The organism is Streptococcus sp. 2018037 (assembly GCF_019754195.1).
In the GTDB taxonomy this organism is placed as follows: domain Bacteria; phylum Bacillota; class Bacilli; order Lactobacillales; family Streptococcaceae; genus Streptococcus; species Streptococcus hashimotonensis.
In genome coordinates this window covers 1-26,802 of the sequence record NZ_JAIJZQ010000029.1, presented here as the reverse complement: position 1 = coordinate 26,802, position 26,802 = coordinate 1, and the positions used below count along the sequence as shown (strand labels likewise).

Sequence of the window (26,802 nt, the reverse complement as noted above, 5' to 3'; positions counted from 1 at the left end):
TTTTATTGCGACGTCTAGCGTCAAAAGCACCCTCGACTTAACAAGACACCTCTACTTTAACATAAAGAAAAAGTAGTGAGTACTTTCTCCCGTCGGAGATTTCCTCACTACTAATCTTAGTATGTTTATAATGCTTTGAGAAAGTGAGTCAGATCCAGTTGCACTTGTGCAAGTGAAATTTGGTCCCAGAAGCCGTCTGATTGAAAGCGTGGAATCAGGTGGACATGGAAATGGGTGCCAGCATCAAACAAGTGGTCGTTGCAGGCTATGGTCACGCCGTCAATTGCCAATATTTGACAGAGTTTTTCAGTCAACAAGACTTCCAAGTCTGATAATTCATAGCGAACAGCAGGAGGGACTTGGTGGAGCGTGTCATAATGTTCCTTGCTGATAATCAGTAGATGCCCTGTTTGGACAGGGTCAATATCCCAGACGACCTTGAAATGTTCTGTCTGGTAGAGAGTATCGTCTTCTTTGAGTTGGTGGCAAAAAATGCAGGTCATGTCATTTCTCCTAGGTTAGCAGAAAAGGAAATCACATAGGATTTCCTTGAAAAATATTAATAAGTCAAAACAGAATATTTCTTCTTACCACGACGGATAACGGTCAACTCGCCGTCGATTTTGTCGCTGTCAGATAGAGTGTAGTCCAAGTCCTGCACACGCTCACCGTTGACATAGATGGCACCATTTTGGACATCTTCACGAGCTTGGCGTTTTGAAGTGACAATACCAGAGGTAACTAGGAGTTCAACGATGTTAAGGTTGTCTTCAGCCTGGACAGCGTAGTTTGGAACGTTGCTGAGGCCCTGCTTGAGTTCTTTTGCGGATAGGTTTTTGATGTTGCCAGCGAACAATTGCTCGGTGATGTTAAGGGCTTGGTTATAGGCTTCTTCACCGTGGACCAATGTCACGACTTCCTTAGCCAAAATCTTCTGAGCTAGGCGTTCATGACGGGCAGCGTCAAATTGTTTCTCGATTTCAGCAATCTCATCCAGTGACAAGAAGGTAAAGATTTTCAAGAAACGAACGGCATCGTCGTCCATGACATTGAGCCAGAATTGGTACATTTCATACGGTGAAGTCTTGTCGGCATCGAGCCAAACAGCGTTACCTTCCGACTTACCGAACTTCTTACCAGTAGAGTCAGTGATGAGAGGAACAGTCATGACGTGGCCAGACTTGTCGGCCTTACGGCGAAGCAATTCAGTACCTGCTGTCATGTTGCCCCACTGGTCAGAACCACCGATTTGCAGGGTTACATTATGCTTGTCATTGAGCTCGTAGAAGTCATACCCCTGCATGATTTGGTAAGCAAACTCGGTGTAGGAAATCCCTGTTTCAATCCGTTTTTTCACAGAGTCCTTGCTCATCATGTAGTTGACTGTGTAGTATTTACCAACATCACGGAGGAAGTCGATAAAGCTGATGTCTGAGAACCAGTCGTAGTTGTTGACCATTTCAGCCTTGTTGTCACCATTTTCAAAATCCAAGAAGCGAGAAAGCTGTCCTTGGATTTTATCAACCCAACCGTCCACGGTGTCTTTGGTCTGCAAACTCCGCTCCGCATCCTTGAAGGAAGGGTCGCCAATCAGACCAGTTGCACCGCCAACTAGGGCGTAAGGCTTGTGGCCAGCTAACTGCAAGCGACGGCTAGTTAAGATAGCAACCAAGTGGCCCAAGTGCAAGCTGTCAGCTGTTGGATCGTATCCTGTGTAATAAGAAACCTGTCCTTCTGTCAATGCTTTTACCAAGGCTTCTTCGTCTGTCGTTTGAAAGACCAAGCCACGAGCTTTTAGTTCTTCAAAAATGTTCATGTGGGCTGTCTCCTTTAGGTTTAATATACAGGACCATAAACCATTTTATATGATTTTTGGACCGAACTTCATTTTAAAAAATTCCTCCCTATTATACCACGAAATTGCGGAAAATAAACAAAATTTGGTATAATGGAACGATAAGGAGTTAATATGGCGACTAAATCAGATAAGCAAGATTTTAAAAAGAAAATCAGTGCCCTAGGCTTAGGGGATGTAGTGGGAGTTTTCCTTCGGACGCTGAAATTATTATTCAATTCAGTAGCAGTCTTGGTCTTCCTATTCGGTCTTTTTGGTGCGGGTATAGGAATTGGTTTCGTAGTTAGTCTTTTCGATGACATTAAGATTCCCAAAACAGAGGAACTGGTAGCGAAGGTTTCAGAAGTTAGTCGGATTTCCACCGTTACCTATTCGGATGGTAGCTTGGTGTCGGAAGTTAATTCAGATTTGCTTCGTGTACCCATTACTTCGGAAGAGGTCTCTAATTATCTAAAACAGGCTGTAATTGCGACAGAGGATGAAACATTTGAAACCCACAATGGGGTTGTGCCTAAGGCTGTTTTGCGTGCGGCACTGGGATCAGTTGGTCTAGGCTCATCTAGTGGTGGTTCAACCTTGACGCAGCAATTGATAAAACAGCAACTTGTCGGAGATGCTCCAACCTTTACGCGTAAGGCTAATGAGATTGTTTCGGCTTTGGCATTAGAGCGGAATATGACCAAGGAAGAGATTTTAACCATTTACCTAAATGTTTCTCCATTTGGTCGAAATAATCAGGGACGAAATATTGCAGGGGTAGAAGCTGCGGCTCAGGGAATTTTTGGTAAACCAGCGAAAGACTTGACTGTTCCGCAGGCTGCTTTTATTGCAGGCTTACCGCAAAGTCCGATTGTTTATTCTCCCTATGCATCAGATGGAACACGTAAATCAGATGAAGATATGGTTTACGGTATTGAACGCTATCAAGATGTTCTCTTTAATATGTATCGGGCGTCATTCTTGACCAAGGAAGAATACGAAACCTACAAAGCTTACGATATTAAACAAGATTTTATTGCTCCTGCTCCTGTAATGGCGGATACGAAAGATTATCTCTATTACAAGGTCATGGAAGAAGCGCAGGAGGTTATGTTTGATTACCTGGTGAAACGTGACAAGGTTTCTAAAAATGACTTGAAAAATGATGAAACAAAGGCATCCTATGAGGAGTTGGCCAAGCAAGAATTGAGCCAAGGTGGCTACACGATTAAGAGTACCGTTGATCAAAAAATCTATGCGGCGATGCAGTCTGTTGTGGCAAACTATGGATCTGTTTTGGATGATGGAAACGAATATGTTGAGACAGGTAGTGTGTTAATTGATAATGCCACAGGAGCCATTTTAGGATTTGTGGGAGGTCGCGATTATGCAACCAACCAGAATAACCATGCCTTTGATACTCTTCGTTCGCCAGCTTCAACCATCAAGCCTCTGTTAGCTTACGGTATTGCGATTGATCAAGGTTTGATAGGTTCTGCCAGCATCCTTTCAGATTATCCAACGAACTTTTCAAGTGGACAACCGATTATGTATGGTTCAGGACGTGGTACTGGCATGATGAACTTACAGACGGCTATTGACCGTTCTGTTAACATTCCTGCTTTTTGGACCTATAAGATGATGAGAAATGCAGGTGTAGATGCCAAAGCGTACATGGATAAAATGAATTATCATATTCCTATGTACGATATTGAAAGTGTACCGTTGGGCGGTGGTGTTGAAATTTCAGTATTGACAAATACAAATGCCTATCAAACTTTGGCAAATGGTGGTGTTTATAACAAACATTACATTGTTGAAAGCATTACTGCCTCTGATGGAACAGTAGTGTATCAGCATGAAGCTGCTCCAGTTCAGGTCTATTCTAAAGCAACTGCAAGTATCATGAACCAGCTTTTGAGACAGGTTATCAACTCTGGGTATACTACGACGTTCAAGAGTCGATTGAGTGGTTTAAACCCACAGGCAGCATCGTCTGATTTCGTCGGTAAGACGGGAACAAGTAATGAAGTCAATGACGTGTGGCTCATGCTATCAACCCCTAGAGTAACTTTAGGTACTTGGGCTGGGAATGATGATAACTCAGAAATGTATGTCTGGACTGGCTACCACAATAATTCACAATATGTGGCCCATATGGTTGATGCTCTTTACAATGTTAATGCGGATATGTTCGCAGGAAAATTTGAATTAGACAGTAGTGTTATTGCTTCTAGCGTCGTTGCTTCTACAGGTCAACGTGCAGGGACGACACAGGTAAATGGGCGCCAAGTAACAGTTGGCGGTGCGATGACAACAAGTTATTGGGCTAAAAATGGTGCACCAGTAACGAGCTATAACTTCATGGTTGGAGGGACAGATAGTGACCGAGCACAGGCTTGGAATACAATTATCGGCTCCCAAACACTAACATCAAGTAGCTCAACCCAACGAAGCAGTTCAACTCGGACTAGCACGAGTTCTTCAGCTAATAACACGAACCAGTCATCAGAAACGCAAACAGCAACTAGTGAGCAAGCGAATAATGATTCACCTTGATTTTTCCTAGTACTTGTGCTATAATAGTATAAATTATTTGTCGTGTGTCTTGTTTGAAATATTGTCCAGACAAGGCTTGCAGCAGTTAAATCAAACTTTTTCAAAGGAAGATTTAGCTGCTCTTTTTGTGTCTATGAGGAATTTTTTTGAGAATTGTTATCTATTCTTAAAGATTCTAAAAATTCTAACAAAAGGCAAATGTGTTTGATTTTGCAGAAAAATCAATAGAAAAATAGAGGAGAATTAACTTGGCAGGACATGAAGTTCAGTACGGTAAGCACCGTACCCGTCGTAGTTTTTCAAGAATCAAGGAAGTTCTTGATTTACCAAATTTGATTGAAATCCAAACGGACTCTTTCCAAGACTTTTTAGATTATGGTTTGAAAGAAGTCTTTGAAGATGTACTTCCAGTTTCAAACTTTACGGATACCATGGAATTGGAATTCGTTGGTTATGAATTGAAAGAACCTAAATACACATTGGAAGAGGCGCGTGCGCATGATGCGAACTACTCAGCTCCAATTTATGTAACTTTCCGTCTGGTGAATAAAGAAACTGGCGAGATCAAGACGCAAGAAGTCTTCTTCGGTGAGTTTCCAATCATGACTGAAATGGGTACCTTCATCATCAACGGTGCAGAGCGTATCATCGTTTCTCAGTTGGTTCGTTCACCAGGTGTCTACTTCAATGATAAAGTAGATAAGAACGGTAAAGTAGGTTATGGTTCAACGGTTATCCCTAACCGTGGAGCTTGGTTGGAATTGGAAACAGACTCAAAAGACATTGCCTACACTCGTATTGACCGTACGCGTAAGATTCCGTTCACAACGCTTGTTCGTGCGCTTGGTTTCTCAGGCGATGATGAAATCTTTGACATCTTCGGTGATAGCGAATTGGTTCGCAATACCATCGAAAAAGATATTCATAAAAACCCAGCAGATTCTCGTACGGATGAAGCGCTTAAGGAAATCTATGAGCGCCTTCGTCCAGGTGAACCAAAGACAGCTGAAAGCTCTCGTAGCCTTTTAACAGCTCGTTTCTTTGACCCACGTCGTTACGACTTGGCACCTGTTGGTCGTTATAAAATTAATAAAAAACTCAACCTCCGTACTCGTTTGCTCAACCAAACACTTGCTGAGCATGTGATTAACGGTGAGACAGGCGAAATCGTCTTGGAAGCTGGTACTGTATTGAGTCGCGATGTGCTTGAAAAAGTAGAAGCACAATTCGATGAGCTCAACTTGGTAGAATATATTCCAAATGACAACGCTGTTCTTCTTGAGCCAGTTCTTTTGCAGAAATTCAAAATTGTAGCTCCTAAGGATCCAGAACGTGTTGTGACGGTGATTGGTAATGCGAATCCAGCTGAAAATGTGCGTATTGTCACTCCAGCGGATATCTTGGCAGAGATGAGCTATTTCCTTAACCTTGCAGAAGGTCTTGGTCGCGTTGACGATATTGACCACTTGGGTAACCGTCGTATCCGTGCCGTTGGTGAATTGCTTGCCAACCAAGTACGTATCGGTTTGACGCGTATGGAACGTAACTTGCGTGAGCGTATGTCTGTTCAAGACAATGAAGTATTGACGCCACAACAAATCATCAATATCCGTCCTGTTACAGCCGCAATCAAAGAATTCTTTGGTTCCTCTCAGTTGTCACAGTTCATGGACCAACACAACCCACTTTCTGAGTTGTCTCACAAACGCCGTTTGTCAGCCTTGGGACCTGGTGGTTTGACACGTGACCGTGCAGGCTATGAAGTTCGAGACGTTCACTATACCCACTATGGCCGTATGTGTCCGATTGAAACGCCTGAGGGACCTAACATCGGTTTGATCAATAACTTGTCTTCTTATGGTCACCTCAACAAGTATGGTTTCATTCAAACACCATACCGCAAGATTGACCGTGCAACTGGTACAGTAACGAACGAAATCGTTTGGTTGACAGCGGATGAAGAAGATGCCTACATCGTAGCACAATCAACTTCACCACTTGATGAAAACAACCGTTTCGTTGATAAGATTGTAATGGGACGTCACCAAGGTAACAACCAAGAGTTCCCAGCAGATTCAGCAGATTTCATGGACGTTTCTCCTAAGCAGGTAGTTGCCGTTGCGACAGCATGTATTCCTTTCTTGGAAAACGATGACTCCAACCGCGCCCTCATGGGTGCCAACATGCAACGCCAGGCTGTTCCATTGATTGATCCAAAAGCACCTTACGTTGGTACTGGTATGGAATACCAGGCTGCCCATGACTCAGGTGCGGCAATTATCGCTCAACACGATGGTAAGGTTGTTTACGCAGACGCGGACAAGGTAGAAGTGCGTCGTGAAGATGGTTCGCTTGATGTCTACCACATTTCTAAATTCCGTCGTTCAAACTCTGGTACTGCCTACAACCAACGTACCCTTGTAAAATTGGGCGACGTCGTAGAAAAAGGCGACTTCATTGCAGATGGACCTTCTATGGAAAATGGGGAAATGGCTCTTGGTCAAAACCCTATCGTTGCCTACATGACTTGGGAAGGTTACAACTTCGAGGATGCGGTTATCATGTCTGAGCGCCTTGTGAAAGACGATGTCTATACATCTGTTCACTTGGAAGAATACGAATCAGAAACACGCGATACCAAGTTAGGCCCTGAAGAAATCACTCGCGAAATTCCAAACGTTGGTGAAGATGCTCTTCGCAACTTGGATGAAATGGGTATTATCCGTATTGGTGCCGAAGTTAAAGAGGGTGACATTCTTGTTGGTAAAGTCACACCAAAAGGTGAAAAAGATCTTTCTGCTGAAGAGCGCCTCTTGCACGCTATCTTCGGTGACAAGTCACGTGAAGTACGTGATACTTCTCTTCGTGTACCTCACGGTGCCGATGGTGTCGTTCGTGATGTGAAAATCTTTACTCGTGCCAACGGTGATGAATTGCAATCAGGTGTTAACATGTTGGTTCGTGTTTACATCGCTCAAAAACGTAAGATCAAGGTCGGAGATAAGATGGCCGGTCGTCACGGTAACAAGGGTGTCGTTTCACGTATTGTACCTGTTGAGGATATGCCATATCTTCCAGACGGAACACCAGTTGACATCATGTTGAACCCACTCGGGGTGCCATCACGTATGAACATCGGTCAGGTTATGGAACTTCACTTGGGTATGGCGGCTCGCAACTTGGGTATTCATATCGCAACACCAGTTTTCGATGGTGCAAGTTCAGAAGACCTCTGGTCAACTGTTAAAGAAGCAGGTATGGATTCAGATGCCAAAACCATTCTTTACGATGGACGTACAGGTGAGCCATTTGACAACCGTGTATCTGTCGGTGTCATGTACATGATCAAGCTTCACCACATGGTTGATGATAAACTTCACGCCCGTTCAGTCGGACCATACTCACTCGTTACCCAACAGCCACTCGGAGGTAAGGCTCAGTTTGGTGGTCAGCGTTTCGGTGAGATGGAGGTTTGGGCCCTTGAAGCCTACGGTGCTTCTAACGTCCTTCAAGAAATCTTGACTTACAAGTCAGATGATGTGACAGGCCGTCTTAAAGCCTATGAAGCCATCACCAAAGGTAAACCAATTCCAAAACCAGGTGTTCCAGAATCATTCCGCGTTCTTGTCAAAGAATTGCAATCACTTGGTTTGGATATGCGTGTCCTTGATGAAGACAACAATGAAGTAGAATTGCGTGACCTTGATGAAGGTGAAGATGATGACATCATCCACGTAGATGATCTTGAAAAAGCACGTGCAAAAGCCGCAGCTGACGCAGCCGCAGCCTTTGCAGCAGAAGAAGCAGAAGGCAAAGAATAATTAGAATGGATGGGACAAGTTGGTCCAAATCTCAGAACTGAAAGAGATAAGGACCAACGGTCTTCCTCCGTCTGATTTATAGAAAAATAGCTTACCAGCTATCCATTCTGCTGATTATTGTTCAAGAATTTGAGGTCTGGGAATCCAGCCTCTCACAAGAAAAGAAAGGGATTATTAGTGGTTGACGTAAATCGTTTTAAAAGTATGCAAATCACGTTAGCTTCACCAAGTAAGGTTCGTTCATGGTCTTACGGTGAGGTTAAAAAACCTGAAACAATCAACTATCGGACACTTAAACCAGAACGTGATGGACTCTTTGACGAAGTCATCTTTGGTCCAACAAAAGACTGGGAGTGTTCATGTGGTAAATACAAGCGTATCCGTTATAAAGGGATTACTTGTGACCGCTGTGGTGTTGAAGTGACTCGTGCAAAAGTACGTCGTGAACGTATGGGACACATTGAGTTGAAAGCACCAATTTCACACATTTGGTATTTCAAAGGGATTCCAAGTCGTATGGGCTTGACCTTGGATATGAGCCCACGTGCGCTTGAGGAAGTTATCTACTTCGCAGCTTACGTGGTGATCGATCCGAAAGATACACCGCTTGAGCACAAGTCAATCATGACTGAGCGCGAATACCGTGAGCGTTTGCGTGAATATGGTTATGGTTCATTCGTTGCCAAAATGGGTGCAGAAGCGATTCAAGACCTCTTGAAACAAGTCGATCTTCCAAAAGAAATCGCAGCCTTGAAAGAAGAATTGAAAACAGCTTCTGGTCAGAAACGCATTAAAGCAGTTCGTCGTTTGGATGTATTGGATGCCTTCTACAAATCTGGTAACAAGCCTGAGTGGATGATTCTCAATATCCTTCCAGTTATTCCACCAGATTTGCGTCCGATGGTTCAGTTGGATGGTGGCCGTTTTGCCGCATCTGACTTGAACGAACTCTACCGCCGTGTTATCAACCGTAACAACCGTTTGGCTCGTCTCTTGGAACTTAACGCTCCAGGTATCATCGTACAAAACGAAAAACGTATGCTCCAAGAAGCTGTGGATGCTTTGATTGACAACGGTCGCCGTGGTCGTCCAATCACAGGACCAGGTAGCCGTCCGCTTAAATCACTCAGCCACATGCTTAAAGGTAAGCAAGGACGTTTCCGTCAAAACTTGCTTGGTAAGCGTGTTGACTTCTCAGGACGTTCCGTTATCGCCGTTGGTCCAACTCTTAAAATGTACCAATGTGGTGTACCACGTGAAATGGCGATTGAGCTCTTCAAACCGTTTGTCATGCGCGAAATCGTTGCCCGTGATATTGCTGGTAACGTAAAAGCTGCAAAACGTTTGATTGAACGTGGGGATGATCGTATCTGGGATATTTTGGAAGAAGTGATCAAAGAACACCCAGTTCTTTTGAACCGCGCACCTACCCTTCACCGTTTGGGTATCCAGGCTTTTGAGCCAGTTCTGATCGACGGTAAAGCCCTTCGTTTGCATCCGCTTGTCTGTGAAGCCTACAACGCCGACTTTGACGGTGACCAGATGGCGATTCACGTTCCATTGTCAGAAGAAGCACAAGCAGAAGCGCGTATCCTTATGCTTGCGGCAGAACACATCCTTAACCCTAAAGATGGTAAACCAGTCGTAACACCATCTCAGGATATGGTTTTGGGTAACTACTACTTGACCATGGAAGATGCTGGTCGTGAAGGTGAAGGTATGGTCTTCAAGGATGCAGATGAGGCTGTTATGGCTTACCGCAATGGCTATGTTCACTTGCATACCCGTGTTGGTATTGCAACAGATAGCCTTGATAAACCTTGGAAAGACAACCAAAAACACAAGATTATGATGACAACTGTCGGAAAAATCTTGTTCAACGCGATTATGCCAGAAGGTCTTCCATACTTGCAAGAGCCAAACAATGCTAACTTGACAGAAGGAACCCCTGATAAATACTTCTTGGAACCAGGATCAGATATCAAGGCTGCTATTGCAGAATTGCCAATCAACCCACCATTCAAGAAGAAAAATCTTGGTAATATCATCGCTGAAATCTTCAAGCGTTTCCGTACAACTGAAACATCAGCCCTGCTTGACCGTTTGAAAGACTTGGGTTATTATCACTCAACACTCGCTGGTTTGACAGTGGGTATTGCCGATATTCCGGTCATCGACAACAAGGCTGAAATCATTGAAGAATCTCACGAACGTGTAGAACAAATCAAGAAACAATTCCGTCGTGGTATGATTACTGACGATGAGCGTTATGCGGCTGTTACAGATGAATGGCGTTCAGCTAAGGAAAAATTGGAAAAACGTCTGGTTGAAAAACAAGATCCGAAGAACCCAATCGTTATGATGATGGACTCCGGTGCCCGTGGTAACATTTCCAACTTCTCCCAGTTGGCCGGTATGCGTGGTCTGATGTCAGCTCCGAACGGACGTATCATGGAATTGCCTATCTTGTCTAACTTCCGAGAAGGTCTTTCTGTATTGGAAATGTTCTTCTCAACTCACGGTGCCCGTAAGGGTATGACGGATACGGCCTTGAAGACAGCCGACTCAGGTTACTTGACTCGTCGTTTGGTTGACGTTGCCCAAGACGTTATTATCCGTGAAGACGATTGTGGAACAGACCGTGGTCTTGACATCCGTTCAATCACAGATGGCAAGGAAATGATTGAGCCACTTGAAGAGCGTTTGCAAGGTCGTTACACTAAGAAAACTGTTAAACATCCTGAAACAGGTGCCGTTATCATTGGTCCAAACCAATTGATTACTGAAGATATTGCCCGTGAAATTGTCAATGCAGGTGTTGAACAAGTAACCATCCGTAGCGTATTTACATGTAACACTCGTCACGGTGTCTGCCGTCATTGTTACGGTATCAACTTGGCAACAGGTGATGCGGTTGAAGTGGGTGAAGCAGTCGGTACGATTGCAGCTCAATCTATCGGTGAACCTGGTACACAGCTTACGATGCGTACCTTCCACACGGGTGGTGTAGCCTCAAACAGCGATATCACGCAGGGTCTTCCTCGTGTCCAAGAGATCTTTGAAGCCCGTAATCCGAAAGGGGAAGCGGTTATCACTGAGGTTAAAGGTGAAGTTATCGCTATTGAAGAAGATGCTTCTACTCGTACCAAGAAAGTCTTTGTTAAAGGTAAAACTGGTGAAGGCGAATATGTGGTTCCATTTACAGCCCGTATGAAGGTTGAAGTTGGTGACCAAGTTGCGCGTGGAGCAGCCCTTACCGAAGGTTCTATCCAACCAAAACGCTTGCTTGAAGTCCGTGATGTCTTGGCGGTTGAAACCTACCTTCTTTCTGAAGTTCAAAAAGTTTACCGTAGCCAGGGTGTAGAAATCGGCGACAAGCACATCGAGGTAATGGTTCGCCAAATGCTTCGTAAAGTCCGTGTCATGGATCCAGGAGATACAGATCTTCTCATGGGTACCCTCATGGATATTACCGACTTTACAGATGCCAATGCTGAAGTAGTTATTGCTGGTGGTATCCCAGCAACAGCTCGTCCAGTTCTTATGGGTATCACAAAAGCGTCCCTTGAAACCAACTCATTCTTGTCTGCCGCATCCTTCCAAGAAACAACTCGCGTTCTTACAGATGCAGCCATTCGTGGTAAACGTGATAACCTTCTCGGTCTTAAAGAGAACGTTATTATCGGTAAGATTATCCCAGCAGGTACAGGTATGGCCCGCTACCGTAATCTTGAACCACAAGCCATCAATGAAGTTGAAATCATTGAAGACACAGTAGCTGAAGAACTTGCAGCAGAAGCAGAACTTGCTGCTGTAACTGAATAAATTAAGATGGCACATCTCTCTTTGGGGGATGTGCTTTTTGATATTCGGAAAGAAACATATATATGACTTGATAAGGAATTAACAAGCAGAATGTTTTCTTAAATCATACAATTTCGATATAATGTGTACGAAAAAGGAAGTAATATTATGTATCAAGTTATTAAAATGTATGGAGATTTTGAACCCTGGTGGTTCTTAGATGGTTGGGAAGAGGATGTTACCAGTAGGGCTGCTTTTGATCGCTATGAGGATGCACTGAATGCCTTTCAAAAAGAGTGGGTACGGCTATCAGAGGATTTTCCAATGAAGAAAAGTAAGAATGGAACGATGGTGGCTTTTTGGGATGAATCAGACCAGCATTGGTGTGAGGAATGCGATGAATATTTGCAGCGGTATCATTCGCTGATGTTGGTAGAAGCGAGAGAAAATTTACCTGCGGGGTTTGCTACTAAACCGGTGCAACAACCGCGAGTTCGCCCTTGCAAGCTAAGACAAGGAAAATGTGTCAACTATGATTCATAAAAGGATTGCCCTAGTGAGCAATCCTTTTTAGCTGAATCTGATAGAAAAGGCTTCGGTGTCGAGCTCCACTTGACCACCGATGGTAATGGTAAACAGAGGCTGAGTATGGGCAAAGTCCAAATCGTAGAGAACAGGAACTTTTTTGAGAATAGGGTGCTTGTCCAAAATCGCCAACAAAATCTCCTCGGTCATCTTGGTTTCTTTAGGAAAACGACCGAAGACAAGAGCCTGGGGATTTGGATAGGCTTGTAGAAGAGCTGTCAAATGACGAGCGATAATGAGATAATCGTCGTCTTCCGCCTCTTCTAAAAATAGAATATATTTGTCTGGTCTGGGTGCGAACTCTGTCCCAGTCAGTAGGTTGAGGGTTGAGATGTTTCCGCCGATGGCAATACCAGAAGCCTGGCCTGGATTGTAGACTTTCCACTCTGTTGGGTAAAAGGTGCGAGGGGCGTCTGGTAGGTACCAGGCGTCGCTAGACCATTCTGGACTCGGTGTCAGTTCATAGGAGTCTTGTGTCACGGCCTTGAGCCAGGCTTCTGTTTGATACTCTTGGGCTTGCACCATTTTAAAGCTTGAATAAGCTGGCCCCATGTAGGTTTGCATGCCTGTCTTAGCGTAAATGGCATTGAGCAGGGCGGTCGTATCCGAATAACCGCAGAAAATTTTCGGATGGCGGGCGATTAGGTCAAAATCCAGATAAGGTAGCAGTTCGTTGCAGTTGAAACCGCCAATGGTTGTCAGAATGGCATCGACCGACTCATCCGCAAAGGCTGCTTCCAAGTCCGCAACACGACTGGCAATCGGAGCCGAATCAAAAATATCGTTTTCAAAATAATGTTTTGAGAAAGTGAGTTTGAAGCCCAGGTCTTCTAATTTTTCCTTGGCGGTAAGATTGGCCTCAAAACCACCAATTCTTTCAATAGATGAAGAGGGACTGACTACGCGTATGTGGTCGCCTTTTTTTAATCTTTTCATAAGAACCTCCAAGCTTTTTTATTATTTTAACAAAAAAGTATGGAAAATCAAGTTTCCTTACGAATTGATAGGGTGAGGAGGTTGTATGATTCAAGAAAAAGCAAGAAAGATGATTGAAGAGGCGGTGGCAGATAGGGTCAGTGATATTTATCTGGTTCCTCGTGGTCAGGGCTATCAAGTCTATCATCGTATCATGGATGAACGGGAGTTTGTGCAAGACGTGGCTGAAGAGGAAGTGACAGCTATTATCAGCCATTTCAAGTTTTTAGCAGGATTAAATGTCGGTGAAAAACGCCGTAGCCAGCAGGGTTCCTGTGACTATGATTATGGTAGCGGAGAGATTTCACTTCGCTTATCAACTGTCGGTGATTATCGTGGTAAGGAAAGTCTGGTTATCCGCCTGCTCTATGACAATGACAAGGAACTCAAGTTCTGGTTTGAGGCAGCTGAGCGACTTGCAGAAGAAATTAAGGGACGAGGGCTCTACCTTTTTTCGGGTCCAGTCGGCTCTGGTAAGACCACACTTATGTACCATCTTGCCAGGCTGAAATTCCCAGACAAGCAGATTTTGACCATCGAGGATCCTGTCGAAATCAAACAGGAGGACATGCTGCAACTCCAGCTCAATGAAGCCATCGGAGCCACCTACGACAATCTGATCAAACTGTCCCTCCGCCATCGACCAGACTTGCTCATCATTGGTGAGATTCGGGATGCGGAAACCGCTCGAGCAGTCATTCGAGCCAGCCTGACGGGAGCTACCGTTTTCTCAACAGTTCATGCAAGGTCTATTTCAGGAGTCTATGCTCGTATGTTAGAACTAGGTGTCAGCCCTGAGGAGTTAAATAACGCCCTTCAAGGGATTGCCTATCAACGCTTGATTGGGGGAGGAGGTGTAGTAGATTTTGCAAAGGGAAATTACCAAAACCATTCCTCAGACCAGTGGAATGCACAAATTGATTGCCTTTTTGCAGCAGGACATATCAGTCTTCGGCAGGCAGAAACAGAAAAAATTGCCCTTGGCTCGCCAGCGTAAGGTCATTGAGCTTTTCAATAATCTTTTTGCCAGCGGTTTTCATCTGGGGGAGATTGTTGATTTTCTCAAACGTAGTCAGCTTCTGGCAGATCCCTACATCCAGGTCTTGTCAGATGGGCTGTTAGCAGGCAAACCCTTTTCAAGTTTGCTGGCGGATTTGCGGTTTTCAGATGCGGTGGTCACACAGGTGGCTCTAGCAGAAGTTCATGGCAATACCAGCCTCAGTTTGAGCCATATCCAGTCCTATTTGGAAAATGTCAGCAAGGTTCGTAAAAAACTGATTGAGGTGGCGACCTATCCGATTATCTTACTAGGTTTTCTGCTCTTGATTATGCTGGGTTTGAAAAATTACCTTCTGCCCCAGTTGGAGGAAGGCAATGCAGCGACTATGCTAATTAACCATTTGCCGACCATCTTTTTATCCCTCTGTGGACTTAGTTTGGTGGCGGTCTTGGCTGGTCTTGTTTGGTTTCGCAAAACCAACAAAATCAGGGTCTTTTCCTGCTTAGCAGCTCTGCCATTTTTCGGAAAACTCATCCAAACCTATCTGACGGCCTATTACGCCAGGGAGTGGGGGAGTTTGATTGGGCAAGGCTTGGACCTGCCGCAGATTGTGGGTTTGATGCAGGAGCAGCAATCGCAGCTCTTTCGAGAGATTGGACAGGACCTGGAGCAGTCGCTTTCCAATGGTCAGAGTTTTCACGAACACATCAAGACCTATGCCTTTTTTAAGCGGGAGCTGAGTTTGATTGTCGAGTATGGTCAGGTCAAGTCCAAGTTGGGGAGCGAGTTGACAGTTTATGCAGCAGAGTGCTGGGAGGATTTTTTCTCTCGGGTTAATAGAGCCATGCAGCTGATTCAACCGCTGGTCTTTCTCTTTGTGGCCTTAATGGTCGTGCTTATCTACGCAGCCATGTTGCTGCCGATTTATCAAAATATGGAGTTATAAAATGAAAAAGTTAATTGAAATGAAGGTAAAAGGGTTCACTCTGGTGGAAATGTTAGTTGTTTTGGGAATCATTAGCCTACTCTTGCTCCTCTTTGTGCCAAATTTGAGCCAGCAGAAGGAGGGTATTCAGAAGAAGGGGAATGCGGCAGTTGTCAAAGTAGTGGAGAGTCAAATGGAGCTCTATGAATTGGAACATGACACGGAAGCAACGGTGGCAGAGTTGCAGGCGAAAGGCTATATTACTTCAAAACAAGCGGAGCAGTATGCTACGGCGAAACAATAAGGCCTTCACCTTGTTTGAAAGCCTGCTGACCTTATTTGTCATCAGCTTTCTGGCAATCAGCCTGTCGGGAACGGTGCAAACGGCCTTTCGGTCTGTTCAGGAAGAGATTTTTCTCTGGGAATTTGAAGCCATCTATAGAGACAGTCAGAAATTGGCAGCCAGTTCCCACCAAACAGTGAGTCTAGCTATCGGTAGGCAGGAGGTTACAAATGGTTATCAGGCTGTAGAGGTACCCAGAAGTGTAGAAGTATTGGAAGGGAAGACCATCATATTTGAAGAAAATGGTGGAAATTCTTCTCTGACCAAGATTCGTTTTCGGCTTAGTCGAAAGACAGTCACGTATCAATTATATATAGGGAGTGGTCGCTATAAGAAAACAGAAGAATAAGGCTTATATTTTGCTAGAAAGTCTGGTTGCCCTTGCGACCCTAGTGACTATTTGTAGCTTGATTTTATCAGCTGTGGATGCAGGTCGTAGGCGACAGGTTTGGGAATTGGAACAACAGGAGGTTCTCAATCTAGCACAGATGGCTGTTCAGACCGAGCAAGATAATTTAGCCTTAAACGGTGTTACAGTTCAGGTTCAACGAACAGCGGATAAGATTATTGTTTTCCACGAGGGAGAGGAGGTTCTATCAGTTGTTAAAAAGTAAAATTCCTGCTTTTACACTGTTGGAATGCTTGGTAGCCTTAGTCATCCTTTCAGGTAGTCTTCTGGTCTTTGAAGGCTTGTCAAAACTGCTGGTCCAAGAAGCGCATTATCAAGGTCAGACCGTTCAAAAGGAATGGTTGGTCTTTTCTAGCCAGTTGCGGTCGGAGTGGGACCAGGCTGACTTGGTCAAGGTTGAAAATGGCAAGGTCTATGTTGATAAGGGTGGTCAGGCTTTGGCCTTTGGTAAGTCACGGTCGGATGATTTTCGGAAAACAAATGACAAGGGACAGGGCTACCAGCCCATGCTCTATCATCTAGACAGCGCAGCTATTTCCCAAGAAAACCAGCTGGTGCGCATCGACTTTAGCTTTAAAAACGGGGAGGAGCGGACCTTTATCTATGCTTTTAAAGAAAAAAGTTAAGGCGGGCATCCTGCTCTATGCCCTTTTGATGCTGGCGGTTTTTAGTTTTTTGCTTCAGTTTTATCTCCACCGTCAAGAAGCTGAGAGTCGCTTGGTACAGGTGGCAAGGCAAGAAACGACTGCTTATATCATGGCTCAGATGGTCTTGGACAAGGTCGAGCAGGACTTGCAAGTAGAAAAAATAGTTGCGGGAGCGGCGATGAATGAAAAGGAAGCAAATTTAACCACAGGTTCTAAGCAGAAGGAGGATGGAGGAAGGGTCTCCTTTCAAGAGGGACAGGCTCGTTATCAACTTAAAGGTGACCAACTATTGGTTGCAGTTGAGTTAACAAGTGATGGTTTGTATACCTATCAATTTCCTTTGGGGCTATCCTCAGAAGGAGGGTGAGTTGACTCGCTCTCCTTTTTGGTGCAAAGTTGGTGAATTTTTGATAAGATAGGAGTATGAATTTTGAAAAAATCGAACAGGCTTACGACCTGCTATTAGAAAACGTACAGACTATCCAAAACCAGCTAGGCACCAATATCTATGATGCCATGATTGAGCAAAATGCTGCTTACGTAGCTGATCAGCATGAGACAGATCTTGTTGTCAATAATAACAAGACCTTGAAACAACTAGATTTAACCAAGGAAGAATGGCGCCGTGCCTTTCAATTCCTGCTCATCAAGGCCAATCAGACTGAACCCATGCAGTACAATCACCAGTTCACACCAGACTCTATCGGATTTATCCTATCTTTTCTAGTAGACCAACTAGTATCTACTTCCAAGGTGACGGTTCTGGAAATTGGTTCGGGGACAGGCAATCTAGCTCAGACTATTCTCAACGCCAGCCAGAAAGAATTGGATTACTTGGGGATCGAAGTGGACGACCTCTTGATTGATTTGTCGGCAAGTATTGCGGATGTCATGCAGGCAGATATTTCTTTTGCTCAGGGAGATGCGGTACGTCCGCAGATTTTGAAGGAAAGTCAAGTAATTTTGGGAGATTTGCCTATTGGCTACTATCCAGATGACCAGATTGCCAGCCGTTATCAGGTTGCCAGTCCAAATGAACATACCTACGCCCATCATTTACTCATGGAACAGTCCCTCAAATATCTGGAAAAGGATGGATTCGCTATTCTCTTGGCTCCAAATGATTTGTTGACTAGTCCGCAAAGCGATTTACTGAAAGGCTGGTTACAGGAGCAAGCCAATATTGTTGCCATGATTGCCCTGCCACCAAATCTCTTTGGGAAGGCTGCTATGGCCAAGTCTATTTTTGTCTTGCAAAAGAAAGCTGCAAGACCGTTGGCGCCGTTTGTTTATCCCTTACAAAGTCTTCAAGAACCAGAAGCTATTCAGAAGTTCATGCTCAATTTCAAAAATTGGAAGCAAGAGAATGCAATTTAAGTGAAAATCTGTTATACTAGTTAGGAAAACGCTTTAAAAGAGGTAAGATATGTCAAAAACAATTGCAATTAATGCAGGTAGTTCAAGTCTAAAATGGCAACTTTATCAAATGCCAGAAGAAACAGTACTAGCAGCAGGGATTATTGAGCGCATCGGTTTGAATGATTCTATTTCCACTGTTAAGTATGATGGAAAAAAAGAAAGTGAAGTATTAGATATTCCTAATCATACAGTTGCAGTTAAGATTCTTCTTGAAGATTTGCTCAAACACAATATTATTGCAACTTATGAAGAAATTACAGGTGTTGGACACCGTGTTGTTGCGGGTGGAGAATACTTCAAGGAGTCAGTGGTTATTGGTCAAAAAGAGATTGAGCAAATTGAAGAGTTGAGTGCCTTGGCGCCACTTCATAACCCAGCACACGTGGCGGCGATGCGTGCATTTGAAGAAGTATTGCCAGAAGTGTTGAATGTAGCTGTTTTTGACACTGCTTTCCATACAACGATGCCAAAACATGCATATCTCTATCCAATTCCACAAAAATATTATACAGACTATAAAGTTCGTAAGTATGGTGCTCATGGAACGAGCCACTACTATGTAGCGCATGAGGCTGCAAAAGTTTTGGGGCGTCCAATTGAAGAATTAAAATTGATTACGGCACATATCGGAAATGGTGTATCCATCACTGCTAACTATCATGGTGAATCTGTGGATACTTCAATGGGCTTCACACCACTAGCTGGTCCAATGATGGGAACTCGTTCAGGGGATATTGATCCTGCTATCATTCCTTATTTGATTGCGAATGTTGAAGAATTGAAAGATGCTGCAGACGTTGTTAACATGTTGAATAAACAGTCAGGCTTGTTCGGTGTATCTGGCTTCTCAAGTGATATGCGTGATATTGAAGCAGGCATCCAAGCTCACAATCCAGATGCAGTGTTGGCCTACAATATTTTCATTGACCGTATTAAGAAATTTATCGGTCAATATCTTGCAGTTTTAAATGGGGCAGATGCTATTGTCTTCACGGCAGGTATGGGTGAAAATGCACCGCTTATGCGAAATGATGTCATTGCAGGTTTGTCTTGGTTTGGTATTGAGTTGGACCCAGCAAAAAATGTATTTGGCAACTATGGTGACATTTCAACGCCAGAATCAAAAGTTCGTGTCTTGGTTATTCCAACGGATGAAGAATTGGTTATTGCGCGTGAAGTTGAACGCTTAAAATAATAGAAGGAAATTGGTAGTAACCCTACCAGTTTTTCTTATAGTCAGTAATTGTTAGGAGTAATAGATTTTGGCAATTGGTCAAACTGACCTTGGTATGATAAAATAGACTAGCAAAGAAATTTGCACAGAGTAGGTGGTTTGCGTTAAGTGTATGTGGATAGGATGTTGCCACATAACGAAGCTGATCTTTGCTTGTATCTGATGTCTCCTAGAGTAGGAACATTGGGACTGGCTGAGAGTAGCGCGGTAAACCATTGCATCCGCTGTCGAATACACACGACAGCTCCATTTTTTGAAAAAGGAGCATTTTTTATGGAAAAGAAGATTCCAAAACTAACAGTGCAGTTGTTGACTGCTATTGCGATGACCCTTGCCTTGGTTATGGTTGTGGAGAACTATTTCTCCATTCGGATTTCAGAAACCTTGCAGGTCCAGTTTACCTTTATTCCCAATACTATTTTGGGAGCTATTGCTGGTCCGGTTTGGGCGGCTGTCTTTGCGGCGATTGCAGACCCAGTCTTTGTCTTGTTTAGCGGGCAAACTGTCCTCTTCACTTGGATTTTGATTGAGGCGGTATCGGCTTTTATCTATGGCTGGTTCTTTTATCAGAAGCCGCTAGACACCAAGAACAAGGTTGATTGGCTCTATGTTGCAGGGGTTGTTGTCTTGATTCAGGTTGTGATTTCCTTTATAATGACACCTATCGCCCTCCATTTCCATTTTGGAACACCTTGGATTGCCCTGTATAGCAGTCGTTTCATAAAAGCTATTTTTGAAATTCCATTACGCCTTGTCGTGACTATGCTTGTCTTGCCAAGTTTACAAAAAATACCTGAATTGGCCAAGTTAATGGGCATTAAATAAAACAGTATCGAGCAACAGGTCATCCCCCTGTTGCTGCTTTTGTAGAGAGGGAATCATGGATTATCAAGAAATTAGGCAGTGGCTATCGAATCGCCCTGCATCAGATTTAGAAAACGGTGTTGCACGTGTCAGCTGGCTCTTGGAACGCTTGGACAATCCCCAACTTCAAGTGCCGACCGTTCACTTCGTAGGTACAAATGGCAAGGGGTCGACCTTGAATGCCTTACAGTATATCTTACAGTCTTCGGGGTACACCGTTGGTCGCTTTACATCGCCGTCTATCATTGATTTTCGAGAGCAGATTGTCTTTGAGCAGGAGATGATTTCGGAGGAAGATTTTGCGAAGATTGTGACAGACTTGCAGCCCTTGATTGAGGATTTGGACCAGACGGCTGGACTGGATGCCATCTCGGAGTTTGAGATTGTAGTAGTGGCTATGTTTGTCTACTTTGCCCACTACCAGCGTCCCGACATTCTCTTGGTGGAGGCGGGCATGGGAGGTTTGCAGGATGCGACCAATGTCCTTAATCCTCTAGCGGTAGTTTGCCCGTCCATCGGCTTGGACCATCAGGCTTTTTTGGGAGAGACTCATGCTGCCATAGCTCGTCACAAGGTTGCTGTCTTGCGTGAGCGGGTTCCCCTCCTCTATGCGACCGACCAGCCAGAAGTGCTGGCAGTATTTGAGGAGCAGGCCCATCAGCTTCAGAGTCCGACCTATGCGGTAGGGCGGGAGATTCTTTTGGAAAATAGCAGAGCAGGCTTTGTGGTTTCAAGCCCCTTCGGCCGAGTTGAGGATTTAACACTGCTTATGCAGGGTCGTCACCAGGAGGTCAACGCAGCCTTGGCAGTGACAACAGCTCAGCTCATCAGACCTGATTTTCCAAAGATTACCAAAGAAACCATTAGCCAGGGCTTGTCCCAAGCCATCTGGCCGGGCCGCTTAGAATTGATACAACCAGGGGTCATGATTGACGGAGCCCACAATAATGAAAGTATCGCCGTCCTGACACAACTCTTGGAAGAAAAGTATGCGGACAGGGATATTGAAATCCTCTTTGCAGCTATCAATACTAAGCCAGTGGACCAGATGTTGTCCCAGCTTAGCCAATTTGGACCTGTTAGCGTGACAAGCTTTGACGATTTCAGAGCGGTGCAGTTAGAAGATTATCCGTCAGGTTACGGACGGGTGCAGACCTATCAAGAGTGGTTGGAGCGGGTGGACTTGGACAATCCGGAAAAACTCTACCTGATTACAGGCTCACTTTACTTTATTACATATGTGAGGAAGTACATTTTAGAAGAGTTTATATAGAAAAAAAGGCCTTGCTGGGATTATACCTAGCCAAGCCTTTTCTTTTAGTAATTCTTAATCAAGTCCACTGTTGAGCGGTCTAATTTTTTCACGATGGCTTGCAAGAAGGCTTGAGCTTCCAAGAAGTCATCCATGCTGTAGAGGGTTTGATGTGAATGGATGTAGCGAGCGCAGACACCGATAGTTGTTGATGGAACACCATGGTTTTTCAAGTGGGCCGCACCAGCATCTGTTCCACCTTTACCACAGTAGTATTGGAATTTGACACCAGCCTCCTCAGCAGTCGTCAAGAGGAAGTCTTTCATGTTTTTCAACAAGATATGACCTGGATCGTAGAAACGAAGCAGGGTACCGTCACCAATTTTTCCTTGGTCACCATAAATATCGCCTGCAGGCGAGCAATCAACAGCAAGGAAAATATCTGGATCAAATTTGGTTGTCGAAGCGTGGGCTCCCCGCAGGCCAACTTCTTCTTGAACATTGGCACCGGCAATCAACTGGTTTGGCAATGCTTGACCGGATAGGCTTTCCAGTAGTTCGGTTACCATCAGAACACCGAAGCGGTTGTCCCAAGCCTTAGAAATAACATTTTTTCCGTTGGCTGTTAGAATGGTTTCATTTTTTGGAACCAGGACATCCCCCGGACGAACGCCGAACGCCCAAGCTTCGTCATAATTGGCAAAACCAGCATCGAAAATAATATCAGCGATGGCAGGCATGCCAGGAGCGTTAGCCCCACGAGAAAGATGGGGAGGCACTGAACCTGAAATGGCAGGAATGGTCCGACCGTCCTGCAGTTGAAGCGTAAAGGCTTGACTGGATACAACTAGTGGATTCCAGCCTCCCAGCTCGACAACACGGAAAGTGCCATCAGGTTTAATCTGGCTAATCATAAAGCCGACTTCATCCATATGTGCAGCCACTAGGATACGAGGAGCGTTTTCAACAGCCGTATCTCTTATACCAAAAATTCCACCTAGTCCATCTGTTTCAATGCGGTCCACATGCGGTGTGATTTTCTGGCGGATGTGGTTGCGAACCTGTCCTTCAAATCCAGGTAAGCTTTGCAATTCTGTAACTTCTTTAATTTTTTCAAAAAGAGTCATTCTTTTTCCTCCATGACATGATTACTACTATTTTATCACGAAGAGCTAGACTTGTCTTGAAAATATGGGAAAATATACAATAAACACATGATGAAATCATGCTTTCTGAAAACTGAATCGTTTTCATATGTTTGTGGAGAGTTTTTCTCAGCTGTCACAAGTCCAATGGCATTTTTGGGAAAATTCCGATGAAATATGATAAAATAGTCAACATGAAAAAGAAAAAGACAGCCTTGCTAGCAGGCTTATTGGGGGCAGGTGTGCTCACCGCTAGTGCTCAATTTTACCGTAAAATCCAAGAAGACCGTAAAAAAGCACAGGCCTTGCAGGAGGTGCGTGACTTTTTCGCTGATTTAGGAGAGATTGCCACGGTCTATGTGGATGAAACAGCTTCTACGCAGACAACTCTTATCGGAGGGGTTGTGATGGAGGCAGGACAGGTATTTCTATTTGAAAATACCCAAGGTTCTATTCAATACAGGGAGGAAGAAAGATGATTTTTCCAACAAATCTTGAAGAAGTAGCTGCTTTGATTGAAGATGGCAAGCCAACTGTTTTTCTATTTGTGACGACTTGGTGTGGAGATTGCCACTATATCAAACCGCATTTGCCAGCTATCGAAGAGGCTTTTCCAGATTTCCGTTTTGTGCAACTGGATCGAGATGACTTTATGCCTTTGGCGCAGGAATGGGCTATTTTAGGCATTCCAAGTCTGGTTGTTTTGGAAAATGGTAAGGAAATCGGTCGTTTTATCGATAAGAATCGCAAGACCAAGGAAGAAATCATGAATTTCTTATCTGGACTGGGTAGATAGATTAGCAGAGAAGCTCTGCTATGTCCAAAAGAAAGGAAAGAACATGAAGAAATCACTTGGAAAAATCCTTCTAGCGCCTGTGGTGCTGGGATTGAGTTTGAGTCTTGCTCCTTTGGTGCAGGCTGAGATTCAAACAGATGTTATCAATGAAAAATGGGGCAAGCCCACCTTGGTCTATGGTGGCGGTTTGTCAGATGCCCAGGCGACAGAGGTTAACAATCTATTTGGTATTTCGGATATCAATAATGTCAGTCGTCAGGTGGTTGTTGGCACGGATATGGACCAATATTTAGGTACATCTGGAGCGGACACAGCCTCCCTCTATTCATCTGTCTTGGTGCAAAAGCAGGATGCTGGAAAAGGGGTAGTGGTGGATATTAAGACGCCACAGAACATCACCTTGATTACCGAAACACAGTATGCCAATGCGGCTATTACAGCTGGTGCGTCGGATGTCTTGATTGATGTAGCTTCTCCGATTCAGGTAACGGGAGAGTCTGCTTTGACAGGTGTTTACAAGGCTCTCGCGGCCAATGGTGAAACAGTTGACCCAGCTCGGACAGAGGTGGCCCAGCAAGAATTAACGACTATTACCGAGGTGGCGACAGCCCATACAGGTGACGCCAATTTTGATAGTTCAGCCTTGGATAAGGCGGTAGCGGAAATCAAGACTGCTCTTGCCGACTACAAACAATCAAACGGTCAAGTGGCTTCTGAGGCTAATATCAATACTATTATTAACGATGTCTTGGCCAATAACGGTTTGGAAAATATCATCACAGCGGATGAAGTTTCAAAATTGGTTACCTTTGCTAAAGCTTATCAGGAAACCTCTGCCATTGATTCGGCTGAGGTTGCTGCCCAGCTCAACCAGTTCAAGCAACAGGCGGAGCAACAAATTTCAGAAGCCTATAAGAATCTACAAGATTCAGGGATTTTAGAAAAAATCGGCGCCTTTTTTGAAAATCTATGGAAAGGCTTGACCGGTCTATTTGCATAAAGGAGAAATGAAAAAGAAATGATTTTTACATATAATAAGGAACACGTTGGTGATGTTCTGATGGTGATTGTGGCTGAGGACAAGGGACAGCCTGTCCAGTTTGAACGCAAGGGTCAAGTGGCGCGTGTTTTCCTAGAGGAAACAGGAAAAACAGTAGCTTGGAATATTTTTGAAGCATCAAGTTTAGTTGAGATTGCCGGAAATGGTCAAGTTTTCTTGACAGACGAACAAGTTGCGACCTTGAATGCAGAGTTTGCAAAAGAAGGTTTTGTAGAAACCTTGGTCAATGATGCGACACCAAAGTTCGTAGTCGGTCAGATTGTGGAATTGGTTCCTCATCCAGACAGCGACCACCTCAACATCTGTCAGGTCAATGTTGGTGACAAAACAGTGCAAATCGTAGCTGGTGCGCCAAATGCAGCCCAAGGATTGAAAACCATTGTGGCTCTTCCGGGGGCAATGATGCCGAGCGGTAGCCTGATCTTCCCAGGGAAATTGCGTGGTGAAGATAGCTTTGGTATGATGTGTAGCCCACGTGAATTGGCACTACCAAACGCACCACAAGTCCGTGGTATTATCGAATTAGACGACTCCGCAGTGGTCGGAGAAGCTTTCGATTCAGCTAAACACTGGAAGGGATAGAAAAAGAAGAATTGGTCAGATGGCCAATTCTTTTATGCTGTTTCAATTCTTCCTTCAATAGCCTGTCGGAGTTCCTCTGTCAAAAACTGATGTGATTTGAGTTGGAAGTAGAGACTGGACAGGAAATGCTGGAGATTAAGCCACCGGAAGTAGTCCAAAGGTTCTTGGTTGGGAAAGTCTAGTTCCTTAATCCATTCTGTCAACTCTTGGCTAGTTACTTTTTCATTTAGCAGGAGGTAGACAGGGATTTGTGCCAGACGGATTTCTTCACCAGCGGAGAAAACTTGCTTTTGTTTCTTTAGACAAGTGACAATAGCCTGCCAGACTTCTTCGGTTTTATCATTGGGAAATTGCTCATGACAGCTTGCAGCCAGAAGAAAATCTGCTCCGTGGGCAGCGGTGTGGATCCAACCGAGTTTTTCATCAAAACCAGACCAGTCATCTTCAATCGTCAAATAATTCAAGGCCTGTTGGAAAAGCAGTTCGCGGTCGTCAGTGCTTAAAAATGCAGAGTACTCAGAATCTTGGTCATTGTCAACAGACAGTAGAAGACAGTAAAGCAAGCAAGTAAAACTTCGTTTTAGTGTGGAGCTTTCTAGGGAAAGGGGATTGGTTTCTTGAGAGAATTGCAGTAGCGACTGTGCTTGTTCTCTTGTAATCAAACCATTTAAAAAGATGTGGCAAAAACTAGCATAAACTAATTCATCGCGTATAGTAGGGTCTGGGTGGCCGATGTTTTCCAGCAACCAGACTAGTTCCTGATTGGTATAAGCTTGGGTAGCTTGCAACTTTGAGATAAGGATATTCTTCATAAATTTTCTCCTTTTTTATCATTTTATCATCTTTCTTACGAATAGATAAGTAGGAGGATGTAATATGTATAATAAAACAATTTTAATTGGTCGCTTGACGGCCCAACCTGAACTCACTCAAACCCCTAACGGCAAAAATTTGACTCGTGTAACCATTGCAGTTAATAGACGATTTAAGACAGAAAATGGCGAACGTGAAGCGGATTTTCTCAATGTTATTTTCTGGGGCAAACTGGCGGAGACACTTGTTTCCTATGGCAGCAAGGGTAGTCTGATTTCTATTGATGGTGAGTTGCGAACGCGAAAATACGAAAAAGACGGCAGCAATCACTATGTGACAGAGATTCTAGGCCAATCTTTTCAATTACTAGAAAGTCGCGCCCAACGTGCCATGCGTGAAAACAATACTGGTGATGATCTGGCTGACTTGGTCTTGGAAGAGGAAGAATTGCCGTTTTAATATCCGTCCCAAGACCGATGGAGAATGTTGAAAAGTAGGCTATACTATAGTCAATCCTAAATATTTTTCATATCTCCTTAAAAACGCTGACGAAAGTTGGCGTTTTTTGCTGTTATGGCTTCTAGCTAGTTTTTCTCGTAGAGAAAAATAAGAAAACCACCAGCTATGCTGGTGGCTGCCAAGGCTTTGAGCTTCCATTTCTTTTTCCTGTTATAATCTAATTGTTCAGGTTAGATAAAGGAGGAAAAAGAAATGGCTAAAACCAGTTACAGTTTA

The 26,802-nt window shown here is 44.1% G+C and carries 25 protein-coding genes and 1 riboswitch; of the genes, 20 read left to right on the top strand and 5 right to left on the bottom strand.

Annotated elements, in window-relative coordinates; genetic code table 11:
* Positions 1-125 precede the first annotated feature (125 nt).
* A complete protein-coding gene (locus tag K5Q29_RS09175; protein ID WP_221877117.1) occupies positions 126-503 on the bottom strand; it encodes an HIT family protein in 378 nt (125 codons plus the stop codon).
* A 56-nt stretch (positions 504-559) separates the two neighbouring features.
* Positions 560-1,816: a tyrosine--tRNA ligase gene (gene tyrS, locus K5Q29_RS09170; RefSeq protein WP_105139041.1), complete on the bottom strand. Its 1,257-nt coding sequence runs from the start codon at positions 1,814-1,816 to the stop codon at positions 560-562.
* Between the two features lie 153 nt (positions 1,817-1,969).
* Here tyrS and pbp1b point away from each other — a divergent pair, with 153 nt between their 5' ends.
* The 4 genes from pbp1b to K5Q29_RS09150 all read left to right on the top strand — a co-directional run bounded on the left by pbp1b (position 1,970) and on the right by K5Q29_RS09150 (position 12,561).
* Positions 1,970-4,393 (top strand): penicillin-binding protein PBP1B, encoded by a 2,424-nt coding sequence (pbp1b, locus tag K5Q29_RS09165; RefSeq protein ID WP_205032676.1) that lies wholly within the window; start codon positions 1,970-1,972, stop codon positions 4,391-4,393.
* 248 nt (positions 4,394-4,641) lie between these two features.
* Positions 4,642-8,214, top strand: a complete 3,573-nt coding sequence (rpoB, locus tag K5Q29_RS09160) for a DNA-directed RNA polymerase subunit beta (protein WP_105139043.1) — start codon at positions 4,642-4,644, stop codon at positions 8,212-8,214.
* A 177-nt stretch (positions 8,215-8,391) separates the two neighbouring features.
* Positions 8,392-12,039, top strand: a complete 3,648-nt coding sequence (rpoC, locus tag K5Q29_RS09155; RefSeq protein ID WP_105139044.1) for a DNA-directed RNA polymerase subunit beta' — start codon at positions 8,392-8,394, stop codon at positions 12,037-12,039.
* Positions 12,040-12,186: 147 nt separating this feature from the next.
* Positions 12,187-12,561, top strand: coding sequence for a DUF1033 family protein (locus K5Q29_RS09150; protein WP_024385120.1), 375 nt, complete (start codon positions 12,187-12,189; stop codon positions 12,559-12,561).
* A gap of 27 nt (positions 12,562-12,588) precedes the next feature.
* Here K5Q29_RS09150 and K5Q29_RS09145 read toward each other — a convergent pair whose 3' ends face one another.
* On the bottom strand, positions 12,589-13,539 hold the full coding sequence (locus tag K5Q29_RS09145) for a S66 peptidase family protein (protein ID WP_105139045.1): 951 nt from the start codon (positions 13,537-13,539) through the stop codon (positions 12,589-12,591).
* A gap of 85 nt (positions 13,540-13,624) precedes the next feature.
* Here K5Q29_RS09145 and comGA point away from each other — a divergent pair, with 85 nt between their 5' ends.
* The 11 genes from comGA to K5Q29_RS09090 all read left to right on the top strand — a co-directional run bounded on the left by comGA (position 13,625) and on the right by K5Q29_RS09090 (position 21,692).
* Positions 13,625-14,575: a competence type IV pilus ATPase ComGA gene (comGA, locus tag K5Q29_RS09140; protein WP_105139046.1), complete on the top strand. Its 951-nt coding sequence runs from the start codon at positions 13,625-13,627 to the stop codon at positions 14,573-14,575.
* Entirely contained in the window at positions 14,487-15,524 is a 1,038-nt protein-coding gene (gene comGB, locus K5Q29_RS09135) for a competence type IV pilus assembly protein ComGB (RefSeq protein ID WP_260619141.1), read from the top strand. Before comGA ends, comGB begins: the two co-directional genes overlap by 89 nt.
* A gap of 1 nt (position 15,525) precedes the next feature.
* On the top strand, positions 15,526-15,807 hold the full coding sequence (gene comGC / locus K5Q29_RS09130; RefSeq protein ID WP_105139048.1) for a competence type IV pilus major pilin ComGC: 282 nt from the start codon (positions 15,526-15,528) through the stop codon (positions 15,805-15,807).
* Positions 15,788-16,195, top strand: a complete 408-nt coding sequence (gene comGD, locus K5Q29_RS09125) for a competence type IV pilus minor pilin ComGD (protein ID WP_105139049.1) — start codon at positions 15,788-15,790, stop codon at positions 16,193-16,195. Before comGC ends, comGD begins: the two co-directional genes overlap by 20 nt.
* Positions 16,167-16,460, top strand: coding sequence for a competence type IV pilus minor pilin ComGE (comGE, locus tag K5Q29_RS09120; protein WP_105139050.1), 294 nt, complete (start codon positions 16,167-16,169; stop codon positions 16,458-16,460). The genes comGD and comGE overlap by 29 nt, the downstream gene beginning before the upstream one ends.
* Entirely contained in the window at positions 16,447-16,881 is a 435-nt protein-coding gene (comGF, locus tag K5Q29_RS09115; RefSeq protein WP_105139051.1) for a competence type IV pilus minor pilin ComGF, read from the top strand. Before comGE ends, comGF begins: the two co-directional genes overlap by 14 nt.
* Positions 16,859-17,269, top strand: a complete 411-nt coding sequence (comGG, locus tag K5Q29_RS09110; RefSeq protein WP_105139052.1) for a competence type IV pilus minor pilin ComGG — start codon at positions 16,859-16,861, stop codon at positions 17,267-17,269. Before comGF ends, comGG begins: the two co-directional genes overlap by 23 nt.
* A 56-nt stretch (positions 17,270-17,325) precedes the next feature.
* On the top strand, positions 17,326-18,279 hold the full coding sequence (locus K5Q29_RS09105; RefSeq protein ID WP_105139053.1) for a class I SAM-dependent methyltransferase: 954 nt from the start codon (positions 17,326-17,328) through the stop codon (positions 18,277-18,279).
* A gap of 49 nt (positions 18,280-18,328) precedes the next feature.
* Positions 18,329-19,516 carry an acetate kinase gene (locus tag K5Q29_RS09100; protein ID WP_105139054.1) on the top strand — a complete coding sequence of 396 codons (1,188 nt, stop codon included), beginning with the start codon at positions 18,329-18,331 and terminating at the stop codon, positions 19,514-19,516.
* 123 nt (positions 19,517-19,639) lie between these two features.
* Positions 19,640-19,784, top strand: a riboswitch (THF riboswitch).
* A 44-nt stretch (positions 19,785-19,828) separates the two neighbouring features.
* Entirely contained in the window at positions 19,829-20,380 is a 552-nt protein-coding gene (locus K5Q29_RS09095) for a folate family ECF transporter S component (protein WP_105139056.1), read from the top strand.
* Between the two features lie 55 nt (positions 20,381-20,435).
* A complete protein-coding gene (locus K5Q29_RS09090; RefSeq protein WP_105139057.1) occupies positions 20,436-21,692 on the top strand; it encodes a folylpolyglutamate synthase/dihydrofolate synthase family protein in 1,257 nt (418 codons plus the stop codon).
* 44 nt (positions 21,693-21,736) lie between these two features.
* Here K5Q29_RS09090 and pepA read toward each other — a convergent pair whose 3' ends face one another.
* Positions 21,737-22,798 (bottom strand): glutamyl aminopeptidase, encoded by a 1,062-nt coding sequence (gene pepA, locus K5Q29_RS09085; RefSeq protein WP_105139058.1) that lies wholly within the window; start codon positions 22,796-22,798, stop codon positions 21,737-21,739.
* A gap of 212 nt (positions 22,799-23,010) precedes the next feature.
* On the opposite strand from pepA, the gene K5Q29_RS09080 reads away from it, so the two are divergent.
* From K5Q29_RS09080 to ytpR, 4 genes are read left to right on the top strand one after another with little or no spacing between them, the layout of a single operon-like run.
* Positions 23,011-23,295, top strand: coding sequence for a DUF4651 domain-containing protein (locus K5Q29_RS09080; RefSeq protein WP_024383185.1), 285 nt, complete (start codon positions 23,011-23,013; stop codon positions 23,293-23,295).
* The gene (locus K5Q29_RS09075; RefSeq protein ID WP_105139059.1) at positions 23,292-23,612 is read left to right on the top strand and encodes a thioredoxin family protein; all 321 of its coding nucleotides are present in this window, start codon (positions 23,292-23,294) and stop codon (positions 23,610-23,612) included. The genes K5Q29_RS09080 and K5Q29_RS09075 overlap by 4 nt, the downstream gene beginning before the upstream one ends.
* A gap of 43 nt (positions 23,613-23,655) precedes the next feature.
* Positions 23,656-24,612: a DUF1002 domain-containing protein gene (locus tag K5Q29_RS09070; RefSeq protein WP_105139060.1), complete on the top strand. Its 957-nt coding sequence runs from the start codon at positions 23,656-23,658 to the stop codon at positions 24,610-24,612.
* A gap of 18 nt (positions 24,613-24,630) precedes the next feature.
* A complete protein-coding gene (ytpR, locus tag K5Q29_RS09065) occupies positions 24,631-25,254 on the top strand; it encodes a YtpR family tRNA-binding protein (RefSeq protein ID WP_105139061.1) in 624 nt (207 codons plus the stop codon).
* Positions 25,255-25,286: 32 nt separating this feature from the next.
* Here ytpR and K5Q29_RS09060 read toward each other — a convergent pair whose 3' ends face one another.
* The gene (locus tag K5Q29_RS09060; RefSeq protein WP_105139062.1) at positions 25,287-26,066 is read right to left on the bottom strand and encodes a DUF2785 domain-containing protein; all 780 of its coding nucleotides are present in this window, start codon (positions 26,064-26,066) and stop codon (positions 25,287-25,289) included.
* 64 nt (positions 26,067-26,130) lie between these two features.
* Here K5Q29_RS09060 and K5Q29_RS09055 point away from each other — a divergent pair, with 64 nt between their 5' ends.
* Positions 26,131-26,526, top strand: a complete 396-nt coding sequence (locus tag K5Q29_RS09055; RefSeq protein ID WP_105106874.1) for a single-stranded DNA-binding protein — start codon at positions 26,131-26,133, stop codon at positions 26,524-26,526.
* The last annotated feature ends 276 nt before the right edge of the window (positions 26,527-26,802 follow it).

Excerpts from the sequence above, each read along its gene's own strand:
- K5Q29_RS09175 (WP_221877117.1), bottom strand. The coding sequence starts at position 503 with ATGACCTGCATTTTTTGCCACCAACTCAAAGAAGACGATACTCTCTAC.
- tyrS (WP_105139041.1), bottom strand. The coding sequence starts at position 1,816 with ATGAACATTTTTGAAGAACTAAAAGCTCGTGGCTTGGTCTTTCAAACG.
- pbp1b (WP_205032676.1), top strand. The coding sequence starts at position 1,970 with ATGGCGACTAAATCAGATAAGCAAGATTTTAAAAAGAAAATCAGTGCC.
- K5Q29_RS09150 (WP_024385120.1), top strand. The coding sequence starts at position 12,187 with ATGTATCAAGTTATTAAAATGTATGGAGATTTTGAACCCTGGTGGTTC.
- K5Q29_RS09145 (WP_105139045.1), bottom strand. The coding sequence starts at position 13,539 with ATGAAAAGATTAAAAAAAGGCGACCACATACGCGTAGTCAGTCCCTCT.
- comGA (WP_105139046.1), top strand. The coding sequence starts at position 13,625 with ATGATTCAAGAAAAAGCAAGAAAGATGATTGAAGAGGCGGTGGCAGAT.
- comGB (WP_260619141.1), top strand. The coding sequence starts at position 14,487 with ATGCACAAATTGATTGCCTTTTTGCAGCAGGACATATCAGTCTTCGGC.
- comGC (WP_105139048.1), top strand. The coding sequence starts at position 15,526 with ATGAAAAAGTTAATTGAAATGAAGGTAAAAGGGTTCACTCTGGTGGAA.
- comGD (WP_105139049.1), top strand. The coding sequence starts at position 15,788 with ATGCTACGGCGAAACAATAAGGCCTTCACCTTGTTTGAAAGCCTGCTG.
- comGG (WP_105139052.1), top strand. The coding sequence starts at position 16,859 with ATGCTTTTAAAGAAAAAAGTTAAGGCGGGCATCCTGCTCTATGCCCTT.
- K5Q29_RS09105 (WP_105139053.1), top strand. The coding sequence starts at position 17,326 with ATGAATTTTGAAAAAATCGAACAGGCTTACGACCTGCTATTAGAAAAC.
- K5Q29_RS09100 (WP_105139054.1), top strand. The coding sequence starts at position 18,329 with ATGTCAAAAACAATTGCAATTAATGCAGGTAGTTCAAGTCTAAAATGG.
- K5Q29_RS09095 (WP_105139056.1), top strand. The coding sequence starts at position 19,829 with ATGGAAAAGAAGATTCCAAAACTAACAGTGCAGTTGTTGACTGCTATT.
- K5Q29_RS09090 (WP_105139057.1), top strand. The coding sequence starts at position 20,436 with ATGGATTATCAAGAAATTAGGCAGTGGCTATCGAATCGCCCTGCATCA.
- pepA (WP_105139058.1), bottom strand. The coding sequence starts at position 22,798 with ATGACTCTTTTTGAAAAAATTAAAGAAGTTACAGAATTGCAAAGCTTA.
- K5Q29_RS09080 (WP_024383185.1), top strand. The coding sequence starts at position 23,011 with ATGAAAAAGAAAAAGACAGCCTTGCTAGCAGGCTTATTGGGGGCAGGT.
- K5Q29_RS09075 (WP_105139059.1), top strand. The coding sequence starts at position 23,292 with ATGATTTTTCCAACAAATCTTGAAGAAGTAGCTGCTTTGATTGAAGAT.
- K5Q29_RS09070 (WP_105139060.1), top strand. The coding sequence starts at position 23,656 with ATGAAGAAATCACTTGGAAAAATCCTTCTAGCGCCTGTGGTGCTGGGA.
- ytpR (WP_105139061.1), top strand. The coding sequence starts at position 24,631 with ATGATTTTTACATATAATAAGGAACACGTTGGTGATGTTCTGATGGTG.
- K5Q29_RS09060 (WP_105139062.1), bottom strand. The coding sequence starts at position 26,066 with ATGAAGAATATCCTTATCTCAAAGTTGCAAGCTACCCAAGCTTATACC.
- K5Q29_RS09055 (WP_105106874.1), top strand. The coding sequence starts at position 26,131 with ATGTATAATAAAACAATTTTAATTGGTCGCTTGACGGCCCAACCTGAA.